This window comes from Myxococcus sp. CA023 (genome assembly GCF_010998615.1).
In the GTDB taxonomy this organism is placed as follows: domain Bacteria; phylum Myxococcota; class Myxococcia; order Myxococcales; family Myxococcaceae; genus Myxococcus.
In genome coordinates, this window is record NZ_JAAEAH010000033.1 from 34673 (window position 1) to 53565 (window position 18893).

The 18893-nt window shown below is 71.0% G+C and carries 3 protein-coding genes; 2 read left to right on the forward strand and 1 reads right to left on the reverse strand.

Annotated features, from left to right (window positions below):
* Window positions 1-3 precede the first annotated feature (3 nt).
* Window positions 4-1296 carry an ABC transporter permease gene (locus tag F8M74_RS16270; protein ID WP_162295010.1) on the forward strand — a complete coding sequence of 431 codons (1293 nt, stop codon included), beginning with the start codon at window positions 4-6 and terminating at the stop codon, window positions 1294-1296.
* A complete protein-coding gene (locus tag F8M74_RS16275; RefSeq protein ID WP_216608476.1) occupies window positions 1296-2075 on the forward strand; it encodes an outer membrane lipoprotein-sorting protein in 780 nt (259 codons plus the stop codon). Before F8M74_RS16270 ends, F8M74_RS16275 begins: the two co-directional genes overlap by 1 nt.
* On the opposite strand, the gene F8M74_RS16280 is transcribed toward F8M74_RS16275, so the two are convergent.
* The gene (locus tag F8M74_RS16280; protein WP_141255505.1) at window positions 2076-18890 is read right to left on the reverse strand and encodes a non-ribosomal peptide synthetase; all 16815 of its coding nucleotides are present in this window, start codon (window positions 18888-18890) and stop codon (window positions 2076-2078) included.
* Window positions 18891-18893 lie beyond the last annotated feature (3 nt).

The window sequence follows — 18893 nt, forward strand, 5'->3', positions numbered from 1 at the left end:
CCGATGCGCGCACTTCTCCAGATTGCCTTCCGAAATCTCCTGGCCCACCGTGAGCGGGGTCTGTTGTTGCTCATCGTGCTCGCGGGCGCCAGCGCCGTGCTGGTGGGCGTGATGTCCGTGAGCGCGGGCGTGGCCCGGGCGCAGCGCGAGGCGGTGCGGACCTTCCTCGCGGGCGACCTCAACGTCGGGGGCTACTTCAAGGAGCATCCCGACTCCATCTTCCCCGTGGTGGGCGACACCTCGCGGGTTCGCTCCGTCCTCCAGCCGCACGTGCCCGCGGAGTGCACGGTGCGCGAGCGAGGCCGGGGCTCGGCCACCGCGGGCGCGGGACGGCACCGCGTGCGCTCGTACCTGATGAGCCTGGATGTCGCGGCCGAGGGCGACGCGGGCTTCCGGGTGCGCACCGGCTCCCTGGAAGCCCTCGCGAAGCCACGCACGGTGGCGCTTTCCACGTCGCTGGCGGAGCGGCTCCAGGTGGAGGTGGGTGAGCTGGCCACGCTCTTCGTGCAGATGCCGGGCGGCAAGCGCAACGCGGTGGACGTGGAGGTGGTGGCCCTGCTGGAGCGCGCGGGTGTCCTGGGCGAGTCCGCGGGGTTGCTGGTGTCCAACGCGATGCTGCGAGAGCTGTATGGCTTCCGTCCGGACTCGGCCAGCGTGATTCAGCTCCTCTGCGGTGACGGCACGGAGCTGGAACCCCTGGCGGGAACGCTGCGTGGCGCGCTCCAGAAGGCCGGCTATGAGGTGCTGCCGCCCGCGCACGAGGCCTACGGCGACAAGCTGGGGCCCCTGCTGCGCGAGGGCTGGGCGGGCCAGAAGCTGGACGTGAGCACCTGGGAGGACGAGGCGGCCTTCCTCGACTTCGTGGGCCAGGGATTGGGGCTGCTGCTGGTGCTGGTCGGCGCGGTGGTGTTCGGCGTCGTGGTGGTGGGGCTCTTCGTCTCGCTCAACGTGTCGGTCCGCGAGCGCACGCGGGAGATTGGAACGCTGCGAGCCATGGGCATGCAGCGCCGCTCGCTGGTGGCCGCCTTCATGCTGGAGGGGCTGCTGGTGGGGTGGGCGGCCTCGCTCGTGGGCGCTGGCATGGCGGCGGGTCTGGGGGGGCTCCTGCGCGACGTGCTACCAGTGCCGGACGCGCTCTCCACCCTGTTCTTCAGCGGCACGTTGCCGCTGGCGCCCACCCTGGGGCATGTGGTGGCCGCGGTGCTCCTGGTGACGCTGGGGGCGGGCCTGGCTTCCATCGTCCCGGCTTTCCGGGCCGCTTCGCTTCCTCCTCGTTCCGCCATGGAGTCCTTGTGATGAACGCACGACGCCCGCTGTCCGTCCTGTTGCTCGGCTGGACCCTGCTGCTTCCGGCGGTGGCGCTCGCGGAGGCCGAGCCCAAGCTGGCGCCCGATGCCCTGTTGCGCCACATCGACGAGAAGATGTCCTTCACCAGCGACTACAAGGGCGTCATCCGCCTCTATGAGACGCGCAAGGATGGCGCCAAGCGGGCCATGGAGGTCCACGTCTACCGGCGCGAGGCCGACAACGACTTGCTCTTCCTCTCCACCAAGCCGCGGCACCTCGCGGGCATGGGGACGCTGCGCATCGGCCGTAACCTGTGGGACTACGAGGCGACGACGGGCTCGTGGCGCCGCAACACCCAGCGTACCAACCTGCTCAACACCTTCACCTGCGAGGCGGACTTCGACCGCTCGCGGCTGGCCGAGGACTACGCCGGCAAGGACGAGGGCGACGACACCGTCAACGGCGTGGCGTACCGCAAGCTGCTGCTGACGGCGAAGAACGACCAGGTGACGTTCCCGCTGATGCGCATCTGGGTGGACCCGCAGAACAACATCGTCAAGAAGGTGGGCTACACCGCGTCCGGCCGCACGCTGCGCACCGACATCGTGCGCAGCTACCAGCGCATCAAGGACCCGCTCTCCGGCAAGCATGTCCTCCACTACAAGGAAGTGCTGGAGACGGAGGAGCAGGAAGGCACGCAGATGGTGGTCCGCTACGACGAGGTGGTGTTGGCGCCGCTGGACGCCAACATCTTCACCAAGGCGTGGCTGGAGAGCCGCCTGCGCTGATTAACCTCCCTGCCGCTTCAGCACCTCCAGGAGGTGGTTTGCCAGCTCCTGGACACAGGGCTGCTGGAGCGTGCCGAAGTGGGAACTGGGCAGCGGCACCACGTCGAGCTGTTCGCGCGTCAGGTGCCGCTCCCATCCCAGCGTGTCCCCGTGCAGGGCCCGTGACGGCGCGCTCGTGAAGAGCTGCACCCGGGCGCGCACGGACGGCACCTTCCAGCCCACCACCTGCGGCACCAGCACCTCGCCCAGCACGTGCCAGATGCGGCGCAGGTCGGCGGCGCGAGAGTGAGGGGCCAGCATGCCCAGCTCGCGGCCCAGCGCCGTCACCCGCTCCCAGCGCGCGGCGTCGTCCAGCGGGGCCAGCTCCGCCTCCAGCGCGGCGTCCAGGACGCCGAACTCCTCCGCCATGGAGCGCACCGGGTCCTCCGCCGACCCCTGAGGCCCTTCCACCGCGGGCAGGGCATCCACCAGGGCCAGCAACTCCACGGTTTCGCCCTGCGCCTCCAGCGCCGCCGCGACGCCCAGCGCCGGGTAACCGCCGAACGAGTAGCCCGCGAAGCGGTAGGGGCCGTGTGGCTGCACCTCTTGGATGTCCCGCACGTACGCGGCGATGCGCGCGTCGAAGGTGGCGTGGCCGTGCTTCGACTGCGTCTCGGGGGCCTGGACGCCGTAGCACCGCAGGCCGGGCTCCAGCAGCGGGGTGAGGTTCCGGTAGTAGTGCAGCTCGCCGTCGGCGGGGTGGAACATGAAGAAGGGCGGCGCGGACTTCGGCGTCTGCTTGCTGGACAGGGACACCACGCTGGAGCGCGGGGGCCCCTCGGCCAGCAGCTCGTGCACGGCATCGGCCGTCTCACGGAACACCGGGTACTGGAAGAGCGTGGCCAGGGGGACGGGCACGCTCAGCTCCTCCTCCAGCCGGCTCAGCAGCCGCATCGCGAGGATGGAGTCGCCGCCCACCTGGAAGAAGTCATCACTCGCGCTGACGTCCGTGCGTCCCAGCACCTCGCGCCACAGCCGCTCCATCGCCATCTCCAGCGTGGTGCGGAAGGGCGTCTCCAGGTGCTCTCCCGGAGTCTCCTGCGCGGGCGCCACGGCGGGCTGTGCGGACAGGTCCGGCAGCGCCTGCCGGTCCACCTTGCCGTTGGCGTTGATGGGCAGCGCCTCCAGGACGACGAGGGCCGCGGGCACCATGTACGACGGCAGCCGCGCCGCGACGTGCTCACGCAGTGCGTCCGCGCGCACATGCTTGGGCGGTGCCTGGAGGAACGCCTGGAGCTGCATCTGTCCGGAGCCGCCGGCGCGCGCCAGCACCACGGCTTCCTCGACGCCTGGGAACTGGCGCAAGCAGGCCTCGATTTCGGCCAGCTCGACGCGGAAGCCTCGAATCTTGATTTGATGGTCCGCGCGGCCGAGGAAGCGCAGCCGCCCGTCCGGCAGCATCCGGGCCAGGTCACCCGTGTGGTACATGCGCGCGCCGGGCTCGGTGGCGAAGGGGTCGGGGATGAATCGCTCGGCCGTCATGTCCGGAGCGCCCAGGTAGCCCCGAGCCGGCGCCGCGCCGCCGATGTACACGCGTCCGGGCAGCCCTGGCAGCACCGGCTCCAGGTGCTCGTCGAGCAGGTGGATGCGCACGCGAGAGATGGGCCGGCCGATGGGGAACGTGGCGTCGGTGCCCAGTCCATCGGCGCCCGGGATGTCACAGGTGGCGGAGGTAATCGTGCACTCGGTAGGGCCGTAGACGTTGAGCCACGGTGCATGGCCACCACCCACGCGCACCCAGGCTTCATACGTCTCGCGCTTGAGCACGTCGCCACCGGGCGCCAGCAGGCGCAGCCGCGCGGGCACTCGCTGGCCGTGGGACTCCATCTGGCGAATCCACTCCTCGATGTACGTGGGGGGCAGGCTGATGAGGGTGATGTCCGTCTCCTCCAGGTACGGCGTCATGACGTGCGCGGGCACCAGTCCGCTGCGCATCACCACCGTGGCGCCCACCACGAGCGGCGGGTAGAGGTCCTCCGCCGCCGCGTCGAAGCTGAGCGGCGCGAACTGGAGCATCCGGTCGCCCGGGCGCAAGCCGAAGCGCGCGGCCAGGGCGACGTTGTGGTTCACCACGCTGCGGTGCTCCACCATGACGCCCTTGGGCTCGCCGGTGGAGCCGGACGTGAAGACGATGTACGCCACTTGCGAGGCCGCGACGTGCCGGGGACCGGGCTCCAGGTCCTCGGCGATGTGCGCGGGCTGGGGCGGCACCTCCACGTCGGGCACCAGGCCCGCGTGGGCCTCCAGCGCCTCGGCATCCACCCACAGCCGCTGCACACCTGAGCGCGTCAGCACCGAACGCTTACGAGGCTCCGGCCACCCCGCGTCCAGCGGGACGTAGGTACCGCCCGCCTTGAGGATGCCCAGCAGCGCGGCCATGCCCTGGTTGGAGGGCTCCATCACCACGCCCACGCGCTCTTCTGGCTGCATGCCCCGGGAGAGCAGGCGTGCGGCCAGCGCGTTGGCGCGGGCGTTGAGCTCCGCGTAGCTCCACGTCGAATCGCCATGGGCCACGGCAGGGGCCTGTGGCGAGCGGCGCACCTGCGCCTCGAAGAGCGTGTGGATGCAGGCGCCCTCTGGAATGTCCTGAGGACCACCGTCCAACGTGGCCAGCACCTGCGCGCGCTGCTTCGAGGACAGCAGCGACAGCCGGGCCAGCGGCGCGTCTGGTGTGCGCACGGCCTCGGTGAGCAATTGCTCGAAGGCGCGGGCCATGCGCTGTGCCGTGGCGGAGGTGAAGAGGGCGCTGTCGGTGGCGAGGAAGCCCAGCGTTCCGCCCTCGGGGCGTTCGATGAGGTGCAGCACCACGTCGTAGGCGGGGAAGATGCTCTCGCCGTCCAGGTAGGTGGTGCCCAGTCCGTTGAAGGACAGGGACGCGGGGCTGTCCAGCAGCAGCAGGGCCTGGGCCAGCGGCGGCGCGGTGCGAGGCGCATCCGGCTGCACCGCGTCCGCGATGCGCTTGAAGGGGACTTCCTGGTTCGCCGTGGCGTGCCCCACCACGTCCCAGGCGCGGCGCAGGAGCGCGCGGAAGGACGACGTGCCCGCCACCTCGGTGCACAGGGGCAGCACGTTGGCGAAGTAGCCCACCTGCCGCTCGGCGCCCGGCAGCACGCGGCCCGAGAAGGGTGACGCGACGACGACGTGCGGCTGCGCGCTGAGGCGGTGCAGCCACAACTGCATCAGCGCGAGCACCGCGGTGAAGGGAGACACGCCCTCGCGCCGGGCCAGCGCGTGGAGCGCTGTCATCGCCTCGGAGCTGAGGGACAGGGGCTCCGGCCGCATGTTCGCGTTCAGCGCGGGCGCGCGGCGAGGGAAGTCCAGCGGCAGGTCGAGGACGGACGGTGCGTGTGCCAGCGCGGCCTTCCAGGAGGCCACGGCGGCGTCCACCTCGAGCAGGTGCTCGGGGCTCCGCTGCCAGAGCGCGAAGTCCGCATACGTCCGCGCCGCGGGAGGCATCAGCGGCGTGGTGCGCGCGTGCGCCGTGGTTCCGGCCCAGGCCTGGGCGAGTTCCTCCAGGAAGGCCCCCATTCCGATGCCGTCGTTGACCAGATGGCTCATGGACGCGACGAGCACATGACGCGTGCCACTGGCGTCCAGCCGTGCCAGCTCGAAGCGGTACAGCGGGCCCTGGTCCACGGCGAAGGGCTCGCGGTCATGCCGGGTGGCGATGGCGCGCGCGGCGTCCAGGGCCTCGGCGGCGGACAGGTGAGACAGGTCCGTCTGGACGAGCACCGGCTGGGTGACGGGATGCTCCCGGGTGAAGACGGCTCCGTGCTCCAGTCGGAAGGTGGTGCGCAGCGTGGCGTTGCACTCCAGCACGGCCTCCAAGGCGGTCTCCAGACACGCGACGTCCAGCGTGCCGTCGAGCACCAGCGCGGCGACGACGACGAAGGGCGGCGCCTCCGGGAGCTGCATCGCGTACCAGAGGCGCTCCTGCACCAGCGACGCGGGGATGCGCTCCGGCCGCGTCTGGGGCATGGACTCCACACGCTCCGCGACCTTGGGGGACGCATCGATACGGGCCGCGAGCGCCGCCAGCGTGGGCGTGGCGAACAGCGTGGCCACGGGCAGCTCGACGCCCAACCGCTCCCGGACACGCGAGGCGAGCTGGACGGACAGCAGCGAGTGCCCTCCCAGCTCGAAGAAGTCGTCCCGGGCACCCACTCGCTGCACGCCCAGCAGCTCCTCCCAGAGCTGGGCCAGGGCGTGCTCGGTGGGCGTGGACGGCGAAACGAAGTCCTCGTCCGAAGCCACGGGGGCTTCCGGCGCGGGCAGTGCCTCCCGGTCCACCTTGCCATTGGCCGTCAGCGGAAGCCGGGCCAGCGCGACGAGCGCGGAGGGCACCATGTGGGCGGGCAGCCGCTGTGCCAGTGATGCGCGCAGGGGCTCCGTCTCTGGCATCGCGTCGTGGCCGGTGACGTAGCCCACCAGCCGAGGGCCCGTGGTGCCGTCCTCACGGAGGACCACCACCGCGGCGGCGACACCCGGCAGCTCGATGAGCGCGGCTTCCACCTCGCCCGGCTCCACGCGGTGGCCACGCACCTTCACCTGGAAGTCCACGCGGCCCAGGTACTCCAGCACATCCGACGGCCGCAGACGCACCCGGTCGCCGGTGCGGTACATCCGCGCGCCCGGAACGGAGGAGAACGGGTCCGGCACGAAGCGCTCGGCGGTGAGCTCGGGCCTGCGCCAATACCCACGCGCGACGCCTGCACCCCCGATGTAGAGCTCGCCAGGGATACCCGCCGGCACCGGCCTGAGGGCGGCGTCCAGGACATAGAGGCGCGTGTTGGCGATGGGACGCCCAATGGGCACCGCGCCTTCCACCGGCGTGTCTGCCTCCACGGTGTGGACGCAGCAGCCCACCACCGTCTCCGTGGGGCCGTACTCGTTGATGAGCCGCGTGCCCGGCGCGTGCTGCCGCCAGGGCTCCACGGTGGCGGAGGTGAGCGCCTCGCCACCGATGACGAAGGCGCGGGTACGGCCCGTGCGCGCCTCGGGCGAAAGCTGCGCGGCCAGCATCTGCAGGTGGGCAGGCGTCAGCTTCACCAGGCTGAAGTCCGCGCCTGTGCGAAGCGCGGCGGCCAGGCCTTCCACGCCGTCCTCTTCCGGAACGAGCGTCACGGGCCTGCCCGCGGTGAGCGGCAGCAGCAGGCTGGTGACAGTGAGGTCGAAGGCCAGTGAGGAATGAACGGGGGCGCCCGCGCCGTCGTCGACGGCATACGCCTTCCGGGCCCAGTGCAGGTAGTTCACTACGCCCTGGTGCTCCACCATGACGCCCTTGGGCCGCCCGGTGCTGCCTGAGGTGTAGATGAGGTAGGCGAGGTCCTCCGCCGAAGAGACGGCTTCGAGCGGCGCGTCCGACTCACGCCCGGCGGTGCGCTCCCATTCGGAGTCCAGGCACAGCACGAGCGCCTGCGAGACGGGCAGCGTGTCCGCCACCGCGTCCTCGGTGACGAGCACGGGCGCGCCGGTGTCATCCAGAAGGAAGCTCAGCCGTGCGGGAGGCTGGGACGCATCCATCGGAACATAGGCGCCTCCCGCCTTCAGCACGCCGAGCACCGCCACGACCATGTCCACGGAACGGCGGAGGCACAGACCCACCAGCGTCTGGCTCCGGACGCCCATCCGTCGCAGGTGCCGCGCGAGCTGGTTGGCACGTGCATCCAGTTGGCCGTAGGTCATCACGTCCCCGTCGTGCAGGACGGCGGGGGCATCCGGCGCGCGCGCGGCCTGGGCCTCGAACAGCGCATGGACGGTGTGCTCGCGCGGGAAGTCCGCGCCAGTGTCGTTCCACGTCCGGAGCAGGTGCACTCGCTCACTCGCGGGCAGCAGCTCCAACGCGGACACCGCGGTGTCCGGCGCTTCCAGCGCGTGCTGGAGCAACCGGACGTAATGGCCCATGAGCCGCTGCGCGGTGGCGGCCTCGAACAGCTCGGTGCCGTAGCGCAGCGCCAGCGTATAGCCGGTGGAGGATTCAGCGACCCACAGCGACAGGTCGAACGGACTGGTGAGCAGCTCCGGCTGGAGCGGCCGGGCGCGCAGTCCCGGGAAGGCGTCCGCCAGCGTGCGGTCCGCGCGCACCAGGTCGAACATCACCTGGAACAGCGGCGAGTGCCCGGCGGAGCGCTCCACACCCAACGCCTGGACGACCCGGTCCAGCGGAACATCCTGGTGCGCCAGCGCTTCCAGCGTGGTGGCGCGCACGCCGGCCACCAGCGAGGTGAAGGACGCATCCGGCGCCACGGGCGTGCGCAGCGCCACGGTGTTGAGCATCAGCCCGACCACCCCCTCCAGCGCTGGATGCGTGCGTCCGGAGACAGGCGTGCCGACGCAGAAGTCCTCCTGGCCGGAGTAGCGGTGGAGCAGCGCCGAGAACGCGGACAGCAGCACCATGTACGGCGTTGCCTGGTGCTCGCGGCAGAAGGACTGGAGCGCGCGCACCGTGTCGGCGGACAGGGCGTGGCCCTGGGTGATGGCGCCCGTGAGCAGTGGCGATGCGGGCCGAGGCTTGTCCGGAGTGAGCCGCAGCAGGCCGGGCACGCCTTCGAGCTTCTGCTTCCAGTAGGTGAGCTGGGCCTCGTCCCGTTCGCGAGCAGGAGGGGTGCGCAGCCACGCGGCGATGTCCGCATGCTCCAGCCGGGGCGTCGGCAGCGTGGGCGTGCGGCGTTGATGGAACGCCGCGTAGGCTTCGCCCAGCTCGCGCACCAGGACATCCAGCGACAGCCCGTCCACCGCCAGGTGATGGAAGGCGAGTAGCAGGACGTGCTGCTCCGGCGCCGTGCGCAGCAGCCGGAAACGATAGAGCGGGCCGCGCGCCAGGTCGAAGGATGCGTGAACCGCGTCCCGGGCCCACTGCGCCGCGGACGGCGCTTCTTCCACCTCCAGGACGCGCGGAGGCACGGGGCACAGCACGGGCGCCGGAAGGCCGTCGCGCGCCGGCACGGCGAGCCGCAGCACCGGATGCCTCGTCACCAGCCAGCGCAAGGCGTCTTCCATCGCCGCCGCGTCCAGAGGGCCGTCCAGCTCCACCGCCTCCGCGAGGTGATAGGCGCTGGTGCCCGGATGGAGCTGCTGCACGAACCACAGCCGCTCCTGCGTGGGAGACAGGACCAACGCGGCGTCCGCTGGACGCGGCACGGGCGCGGGGAGCGGGGCCGCGCCGTCACGCCGCGTCTCCAACTCGCGTGCGAGGCCCGCGACGGTGGGCTCGGTGAAGAACGCCTGGAGTGGGAACTCCACGTCGAACGCCTGTCGCACGCGCGCCACCAGCCGCGTGGCGGCCAGCGAGTGACCTCCGATGTGGAAGAAGTCGTCCTCGCGCCGCACCTGCGGCAGGCCCAGCACCTGGCAGAACAGCAGGGCGAGCAGTTCCTCGACGGCGCCACGGGGACGCGCTTCGGGCGCGGCCTCCGGCTCGATGTCCGGGAGGGGCAGGGCCGCCAGTGCCTTGCGGTCCACCTTGCCACTGGTCGTCATCGGCAGGGCGGTCATCACCGTGAAGCGCGAGGGCACCAGGGCCTCGGGCAGCGCGCGCGACAGTCCTTCGCGGAGCCGGGACTCGACGCCGGCAGCAGTGCCTTCCAGAACGAGGAACGCCTCCAGGCGTGCATCTCGCTGAGTGCCGCGCACCACCACCGATGCCTGCCTCACACCGGGCTGGCGCAGGAGGGCGGCCTCCACTTCCTCCAACTCCACGCGGACGCCGCGCACCTTCACCTGGAAGTCGGTGCGGCCCAGGAAGCCGAGCGAGCCATCACCGTTCCACCGCACCCGGTCACCCGTGCGGTACAGGCGGCCACCCTCCCTGCCGGAGAAGGCGTCTGGGATGAATCGCTCGGCGGTGAGGTCCGGCCGGTCGCGGTAGCCACGGCCCAGGCAGGTACCGCCGATGTAGAGCTCGCCGGGGACTCCCGGCGGCACCGGAGCGCCGTTCGCATCCAGGACGTACAGACGGCACCGGTCCAGCGGACGGCCCAGGCGCACGGGGCGGTCGGGCAGCGTGATTTCCGCTGCGACGTTGATGCTCGTCTCCGTGGGGCCATAGGTGTTGACCAGCCGCGTGTGGGTGAGCGCGAGCTGCCGCACCAACGGGTCTGGCAGCACCTCGCCGCCAGTCACGAGCACCTTGAGCGAGCGGAACGCCTCCGCCGCACCGGGCTCCTCCAGCGCGGTGGCCAGCGAGGACGGAGTGATGACGACGTGGGTGATGCCGTGGCCGAGGATGTCGCGGCCCAGGCCCAGGGGGCCCACTTCGCGCAACACGGTGCGTGCGCCACGGGTGATGCTGAAGAGCAGCTCCTCCAGGTGGATGTCGAAGGACAGGCTTCCCGACGACGCCCAGCAGTCTCCCGGCTGTGTGGCGTAGTACGTGTCGAATGCCGCGAAGCAGTGGACGACGTTGCGGTGGGTGAGCTCCACGCCCTTGGGTTCGCCAGTGGAGCCGGACGTGTAGAGCAGATAGGCGAGGTGCTCGGCGCGCGGGGGGCGGGGGACGGCCACCACGTCTCCACGCACGTCGGGCGACACGAGGGGAACCCCAGGCTCCACGCCAGCGAAGAGTCCCGGGCGGCTGACAACGAGCCGTGCACGGGCCTGGCGCAGCAGCGCCGCGCGGCGAGCCGGTGGATGCGACGCCTCCAGGGGGAGGCAGCCCGCGCCACTGATGAAGATGGCGACCAGGGACACCACTGCGTCCAGTGAGCGCTCCAGGCACAGGCCCACCACGGCTTCGGGACCCGCGCCCGCCGCGCACAGGTGCGCCGCGAGCCGCGATGCCCGGGCGTGCAGCTCCCGGAACGTGAGCGTGCCTTCCGGCGCCACCACCGCTGGCGCGTCCGGCGTGCGGGCCACCTGGGCCTCGATGAGGGACACGATGGTCCCCTCCGAGTCGAAGGGGCGCTCGGTGGCGTTGAAGCCTTGGAGCACCTGCTCGCGTTCGGTGGCGGAGAGCAGGGGCAACTCACCCACGGACGTGCGAGGCGCGGCCACCGCGTGGGCCAGGAGCTGCACGTAGTGGTTGCGCAGTCGCTCCACGGTGCCGGGCTCGAACAGGTCGGTGCTGTACTGGAAGTAGACCTCGAAGCCCTCGCCCACCTCGATGGCGGTGAGGAAGAGGTCGACCTCGCACGTCCACGTTTCGATGGGGACGCGCCGTGCACCCAGGGCATGGAAGCCACTGGCTGCGGACAGCTCGGTGCGGTGCAGGTCGAACATCACCTGCACGAGCGGCGCGTGCCCTGGGCTTCGCTCTACGCCCACGGCGCGCACCAACTGCTCGAAGGGCACGTCCTGATGAGAGAGCGCGTCCAGCGTGGTGGCGCGGACCTGGGCAAGGAGCGAGGCGAAGGAGGTGGATGCGTCCACTTGCGTGCGCAGCGGCACGGTGTTGGCGAGCAGTCCCACGACGCCTTCGAGTGAAGGATGGGTGCGGCCGGAGACGGGCGTGCCGACGCAGAAGTCGTCCTGCTGGGAGTAGCGGTACAGCAGCGCGGCGAACGCGGCGTACAGCACCATGAACGGCGTGACCTGCTGTTGCCGGCACAACGCTCGCAGGCTCTCGGAGAGGGCCGACGGCAACGGGTGGTAGCCGGTGTTGTCGCCCCGGTGCGTGAGGACGGCGGGGCGCGGCTTGTCGGAGGGGAGCTGAAGCAGCTCCGGCGCATCGGAGAGCCGCTGCTTCCAGTAGTCGAGCTGAGCCATGTCGCGAGCGCGGACAGGATCGGAGCGCTGCCAGGCGGCGACGTTTGTGTAGTGCAACGCCACCGGGACCAGCGTGGGCGCATGGCCCTGTTGGAAGGCGGCATACGCCTCGCCCAGTTCGCGCATGAGCAGGCCCGCGGACAGCGCGTCGCTCACCAGATGGTGGAACACGACGACCAGCACATGCCGCGCTTGCTCGGCTTCGAGCAGCAGGAATCGATACAGCGGACCGTGCTCCACATCGAACGGCCGATTGCCTTCTTCCGTCAGGCGTCGAGCCTGACGGGCCTGGACGTCCGCACCCGGCGCCAGGGGCTCCACCTGGAGCACGCTGGCGGGGACCGGGGACACGCTCGCCTGCGGCTGACCTTGTCGTGAGGACACGGTGGTGCGCAGCACCGGATGGCGCTCCAGCAGCCACCGCGCCGCCGCATCCAGCGCGGCCACGTCCACCGAACCCGTCCACTCCGCGGCCTGTCCGACGACATGAGCTCCGGAGTCCGGCTGGAGCTGATGGATGAACCAGAGCCGCTCCTGAGCCTGGGAGAGCGAAGGCGCCGAGTCAGAAGGCGTCGGAGGCGGAAGGGAAGAGGCGTCGCGCTGAAGCGAAGCGACTTCCAGCGCGAGGCCCGCGACGGAAGGGGAGGTGAAGAGGGAGGAGAGGGGGAGTTGAACGCCCAGGGAGTGTCGGACGCGGGCCACCAGCCGGGTGGCGGAGAGCGAATGGCCACCGAGGTGGAAGAAGCTGGCCTCCCGCTCGATGCGCTCGATGCCGAGGACCTGGCAGAAGAGCTGAGCAAGCAGCTCTTCCAGGGGCCCGCGAGGAGGCCCACCTTCGGAGAGGGAAGGGGCCTCGTCGAGAGGAAGCGCGGCGAGGGCCTTGCGGTCGAGCTTGCCGGTGGAGGTGAGCGGAAGCTGGGCCCGAAGGACCCAGCGAGAGGGAAGCATGAAGGCCGGGAGGAGACGAGCGAGGGCGGCCTGAAGGGAGTGGACGTCGGCGTCGGGAGAAGCGGGGACGACCCAGGCGGCGAGCCAGGAGTCGGAGGGCCCGCGTCGCTGGACGGTGACAGCGGCGGAGCGGACGCCGGGGAGCGAGGCGAGGGCGGCTTCGACCTCGCCCAGCTCGATGCGCATGCCGCGCACCTTCACCTGGAAGTCGACGCGGCCCAGGAAGCCCAGTGTTCCGTCGGCATTCCAGCGGCCCCGGTCTCCCGTCCGGTAGAGGCGGGCGCCCGGCATGGTGCTGAAGGGATGCGGGATGAAGCGCTCGGCGGTGAGGTCCGCGCGTCCCACGTAGCCGCGACCGACGCCCGTGCCGCCGATGTAGAGCTCACCCGGGACACCCGGAGGCAGCGGCTGGAGCGCGTCGTCCAGGACGTACACCTCCATGTTGGCCTTGGGCGTGCCGATGGGCGTGCTGGCGCTCGCGGGCGGTGCGTGCATGCGCCATAGGGTGGCGGTGTCCGCGCACTCGGCGGGGCCGTAGGCGTTGACCAGTGGCAGGCCGGGGTGGCGCTCGAACCACGCACGGCAGGTCGAAGGCGGAAGGGCCTCGCCAATGGTGAGCATCTGGCGAAGGGCGGGCAGCGGCGCTTCTCCAGGCTCTTCGAGCAGGGCCTGGAGCAGCGAGGGCACCAGCTCCACGGTGGTGGCCCCCGCTTGCTGCAAGGCCGCGGTGAGCCGGGCGGGCTCACGCACCACGTCATCATCCACGACGGAGGTCGTCCCTCCGGCGGCCAGCGCTCCCAGCATCTGCCAGATGGAGATGTCAAAGGAGAGAGGCGCCGTCTGCGCGAGCACGTCGGACGCGCCAAGTTGCAGCGAGTGCTGCATGCCCAGCAGGTGGTTGAGCATGCCGCGGTGGTCCACCATGACGCCCTTGGGCGTGCCGGTGGATCCGGAGGTGAAGAGGACGTAGGCCAGCGAGTCCGGCGTCGTGAAGGAAGGCAGCGGCGCGTCAGACTCGGCGTCCAGGTTCTGGAGCGTCAGCACGCGCGGTCGATGCTCGAGCGGTATCTCCGCGAGCACCTCGGTGAGCATCGCCTCGACAGGGCCCAGGGGAAGGACGAAGGGCGCGCGGCTCTCCAGCAGCAGCCGTGCGAGGCGCGCCGCGGGCAGTTGCGCGTCCAGCGGGAGGTAGGCGGCACCAGCCTTGTGCAGCGACAGCAGCGCGCGAACGGTGGCCTCGGAGCGGCGGCCGAGGACGGCCACCACGGACTCGTGCCCAACGCCCTGGGCGCGCAGCGTGCGCGCGGCGCGAAGGCTCAGGGCCTCCAGTTGCGCGTAGGTCCACTGCGCGTCGGCGGAGGCAAGCGCCAGCCGTTCGGGCGTGTTGCGCGCATGGGCGCTGATGCGCTCAGGCAGGCAGGTGTCCAGGTCGAAAGCCAGCGGCGCGGGACGGGCGTGGCGAAGCACCAGCGCCTGCTCGTCGGACGACAGCAAGGACAGCCGCGACAGCGGCAGATGCGGTTCGGCCAGCGCCTGGGTGAGCAGACGCTGATAGTGCTCCAACATCCGTCGAGCGGTCTCCGGCTCGAACAGTTCGCCGCTGTAGCGGAGGAAGAGCTCGAAGCTCCCTGCCTGCTCGATGACGCTCAACGCGAGGTCGAACGGGCTGGCGCGAATGTCGACGGGGACCGGACGCGCATCCAGCCCCGCGAATGCATCCGCGAGCGAACCTTGCACCCGGTGCAGGTCGAACATCACCTGGTACAGGGGCGAATGACTGAGGCTGCGCTCTACGCCGAGCGCATGGACCAGTTGCTCGAAGGGCACGTCCTGATGCGAGAGCGCATCCAGCGTGGTGGAGCGGACCTGGGCAATGAGCGAAGCGAAGGAGGTGGACGCATCCACCTGCGTGCGCAGAGGCATGGTGTTGGCGAGCAGACCGACGACACCTTCGAGCGAAGGGTGGGTGCGGCCGGAGACGGGCGTGCCGACGCAGAAGTCGTCCTGCTGGGAGTAGCGGTACAGCAGCGCGGCGAACGCGGCGTAGAGCACCATGAACGGCGTGGCTTCGTGTTCACGGCAAGCGCGCTGCACAGTGTCCGTCAGCGCGGCAGGCAGTGCCTGGGTCCCCGTGGAGGCGCCCTGGTGCGTGAGGACGGCGGGGCGCGGCTTGTCGGTGGGAAGCTGGAGAAGCCCCGGCGTGCCGGAGAGCCGCTGCTTCCAGTAGTCGAGCTGGGCCGTGTCGCGCGCATGGACAGGCTCGGAGCGCTGCCAACTGGCCACGTCCGCGTAGTGCAGCGCCACCGGGGCCAGCGTGGGCGCATGACCCTGCTGGAAGGCGGCATACGCTTCACCCAGCTCGCGCAGCAGGATGTCCAGCGAGAGACCGTCCACCACCAGGTGATGGAACACGGCCAGCAGCACGTGCCGGTCCGCCCCTACGTCGAGCAGCAGAAAGCGGTACAGCGGTCCCTGCTCCAGCGAGAAGGGCCGCCACGACTCCTGCTGAATCCGAAGCTGCAGTGCCTCGGGGGCCGCGCGCAGCGCTTCCATTTGAAGCACACGCGCGGGAACGGAGGACACCTCGACGCGCGCCTGGCCCTGCTGTGGCACCACGGTGGTGCGAAGCACGGGATGGCGTTCCAGCAGCCACCGCACCGCCGCATCCAGCGCGTCGGCGCTCACCGTCCCGCGAAGCTCGACGGCCTGGGGGATGTGGTAGGCGCCCGAGCCCGGCTGGAGCTGATGGATGAACCAGAGCCGCTCCTGAGCCTGGGAGAGCGAAGGAGCCGAGTCAGAAGGCGTCGGGGGAGGAAGCGAGGAGACGTCGCGCTGAAGCGAAGCGACTTCCAGCGCGAGGCCCGCGACGGAAGGGGAGGTGAAGAGGGAGGAGAGGGGGAGTTGAACGCCCAGGGAGTGTCGGACGCGGGCCACCAGCCGGGTGGCGGAGAGCGAATGGCCACCGAGGTGGAAGAAGCTGGCCTCCCGCTCGATGCGCTCGATGCCGAGGACCTGGCAGAAGAGCTGAGCAAGCAGCTCTTCCAGGGGCCCGCGAGGAGGCCCACCTTCGGAGAGGGAAGGGGCCTCGTCGAGAGGAAGCGCGGCGAGGGCCTTGCGGTCGAGCTTGCCGGTGGAGGTGAGCGGAAGCTGGGCCCGAAGGACCCAGCGAGAGGGAAGCATGAAGGCCGGGAGGAGACGAGCGAGGGCGGCCTGAAGGGAGTGGACGTCGGCGTCGGGAGAAGCGGGGACGACCCAGGCGGCGAGCCAGGAGTCGGAGGGCCCGCGTCGCTGGACGGTGACAGCGGCGGAGCGGACGCCGGGGAGCGAGGCGAGGGCGGCTTCGACTTCGCCCAATTCGATGCGCATGCCGCGCACCTTCACCTGAAGGTCGGCGCGAGAGACGAACTGGAGCACGCCGTCCGGCAACCAGCGCCCCAGGTCTCCCGAGCGGTAGAGGCGTGCGCCCGGCGTGGCGCTGAAAGGGTGCGGAACGAAGCGCTCGGCGGTGAGGTCCGCGTGTCCCACGTACCCACGGGCCACGCCCAGGCCACCCAGGTACAACTCGCCCACGACGCCGACCGGAACAGGCTGGAGGGCGTCGTCCAGCACGTACACCTCCATGTTGGCCTTGGGCGTGCCAATGGGGGTGAAGCTGCCTTCGGGGGCCTCGTTGATGAAGTGGAGGCTGGCGACGTCCGAGCTCTCCGTCGGGCCGTAGGCGTCCGCCATCCGGCAGCCCGGGCAGCGCTCCAGCCAGGTCCGGCACAGTGCGGGCGGCACGGGCTCGCCGCCGAGCACCACCCAGCGCATGTCCGGGAAGTCCTGCTCCGGACGAGCGCCCTCCAGGATGGCCTGGAGGACGGAGGGCACCATCTCCATGACGGTGGCGCGGCCCTGCTCCAGCGCGTCGGCGAGCCGGGGCGGATCCCTCATCACGTCGTCTTCGATGAGGTACGTGGTGCCGCCACCGGGCAGCGCGCCCAGCATCTGCCAGATGGAGATGTCGAAGCTGAGCGCGGCAATCTGGGCCACGACGTCATACCCGTCCAGGCCCAGCGCCTCGCGCATGCCCAGCAGGTGGTTGAGCATGCCGCGGTGGTCCACCATGACGCCCTTGGGCGTGCCGGTGGAGCCGGAGGTGAAGAGGACGTAGGCCAGCGAGTCCGGCGTGGCACGTGGCGACAGCCGCTCCGCGCTCTGCGACTCGAGTCCCTCCAGCGACAGCACCCGAGGCCGCCGGGCTTCGGGCACGCCCGCGAGCACCTCCGCCAGCAAGGCCTCGTCCGTGCCCAGCGGAAGCACGAATGGCGCGCGGCTCTCCTCCAGGAGTCGGGCCAGCCGAGCCGCGGGGAGTTGCGCGTCCAGCGGAAGGTACGCGCCCCCCGCCTTGTGAATCGACATCAGCGCGCGCACGGTGGCTTCGCTGCGGCGCCCGAGCACGGCCACCACGGACTCCAGGCCGACACCCTGGGCCACCAACCGTCGCGCGGCGCGGTTGGTGTGGGCTTCCAGCTCCGCATACGTCCACCGAGCGCTGGAGGACGCCAGGGCCACCTGGTCCGGCGTGCGCGCGGCCTGGGCGGAGAAGTGCTCGGGGAAGGCGGCTTCCAGCGGGAAGGGCCGGCGCGGCGGGTTCGAATCCGCCAGCACGCGGGCGCGCTCCGCATCAGGCAGCAGCGACAGCGCATCCACGCGCGTGTCCGGCGCGCGCAGCGCATGCGTGAGGAGCTGGAGATAGTGGCCCAGCATCCGTCGCACCGTGGCGGCCTCGAAGAGGTCGGTGCTGTAGCGGGCGAACAGCTCGAAGCCGGATGCGCTCTCGAAGAGCGTGACGTGCAGGTCGAACTCGCACGCGCCCGTGTCCATGGGGAGGTCGCGGGCCTCCGGGAAGGCGCCTGCCAGGGAATGCTCCACGCGGTACAGGTCGAACATCACCTGGAACAGCGGGGAGTGGCTGAGGCTCCGCTCCACGCCCAGGGCCTGCACCAACCGCTCGAAAGGAAGGGCCTGGTGGCCCAGCGCATCCAGCGTGGTGGCGCGAACCTGGTCGAGCAGCGCGGTGAAGGCATCCGCCGCGGTGACGCGCGTGCGCAGCACCACCGTGTTGACGAACAGGCCGACCAGCCCCTCCAGGGACGCGTGCGTGCGCCCGGAGACCGGCGTGCCGACGCAGAAGTCGTCCTGCCGCGAGTACCGGTACAGCAGCGCCGCGAAGGCCGCGTACAGCGTCATGAACGGCGACACCTGCCGTTCCCGGCTGAAGGCGCGCAGCGCTCCCGTGAGCGAGGAGGGGAGGGCGATGCGCTCCGTCAGCGCCCCCCGGTCCGACCGCCGGGCGGGCCGAGGCTTGTCGGTGGGCAGCTCCAACCCCTGCACGGCGCCTTCGAGCTGCCGCTTCCAGAAGGCAATCAGCTCCGGTTCATTCGCGGCGGCGTCGGGCGTGTGCTGCCAGGCGGCGGCATCCGCGTACTCCAGCGGGAGCGCCGTCAGCGCGGGGACTTCACCACGGGCGTGCGCGGCATGAAGCACACCCAGCTCGCGCATCAACACGTTGATGGACGCGCCGTCGGTGACGAGGTGGTGGAACACCAGGACCAGCACCTGCCGCTGGCTGGAGAGGTTCAGCAGCCGGAAGCGGTACAGCGGCCCCTGCTCCAGGTCGAACGGCCGGGAGGCTTCTTCGCGCAGCCTGCGCGACAGCTGGGCCTCGCTCGCGCCCGTCGCATCCTCCACGTCGAGGACGCGCTCGGGCAGGTCCAGGTAGCGCACCTGGGGACGGCCGCCCTCGGCGGGGAAGCGGGCTCGCAGCAGGGGATGGCGCGACAGCAGGGCTCGCAGCGCCGCGTCGAGCGCGCCTGCGTCCACCGGGGACTCCAGCATCGCGGCCCATGGCACCACGTAGGTCGCGGTGTCCGGGCGGAGCTGGTGCAGGAACCACATACGCTCCTGCGCGGGCGACAGCACGTCGGTCGTCCCCGCCGGGCGGCGCGAGGGGCCCACCACGTTCCGTTGTGGCGAGGAGGGCGCGGCGCTCCCCGTGCTGGGGTTCTTGCGCTGCTCCAGCAACTTGCGCAGTTGCTCGCGCTTCGCAGCGGCGAGGGAGTCGGAGTCGGATCGCGAGGTCATGAA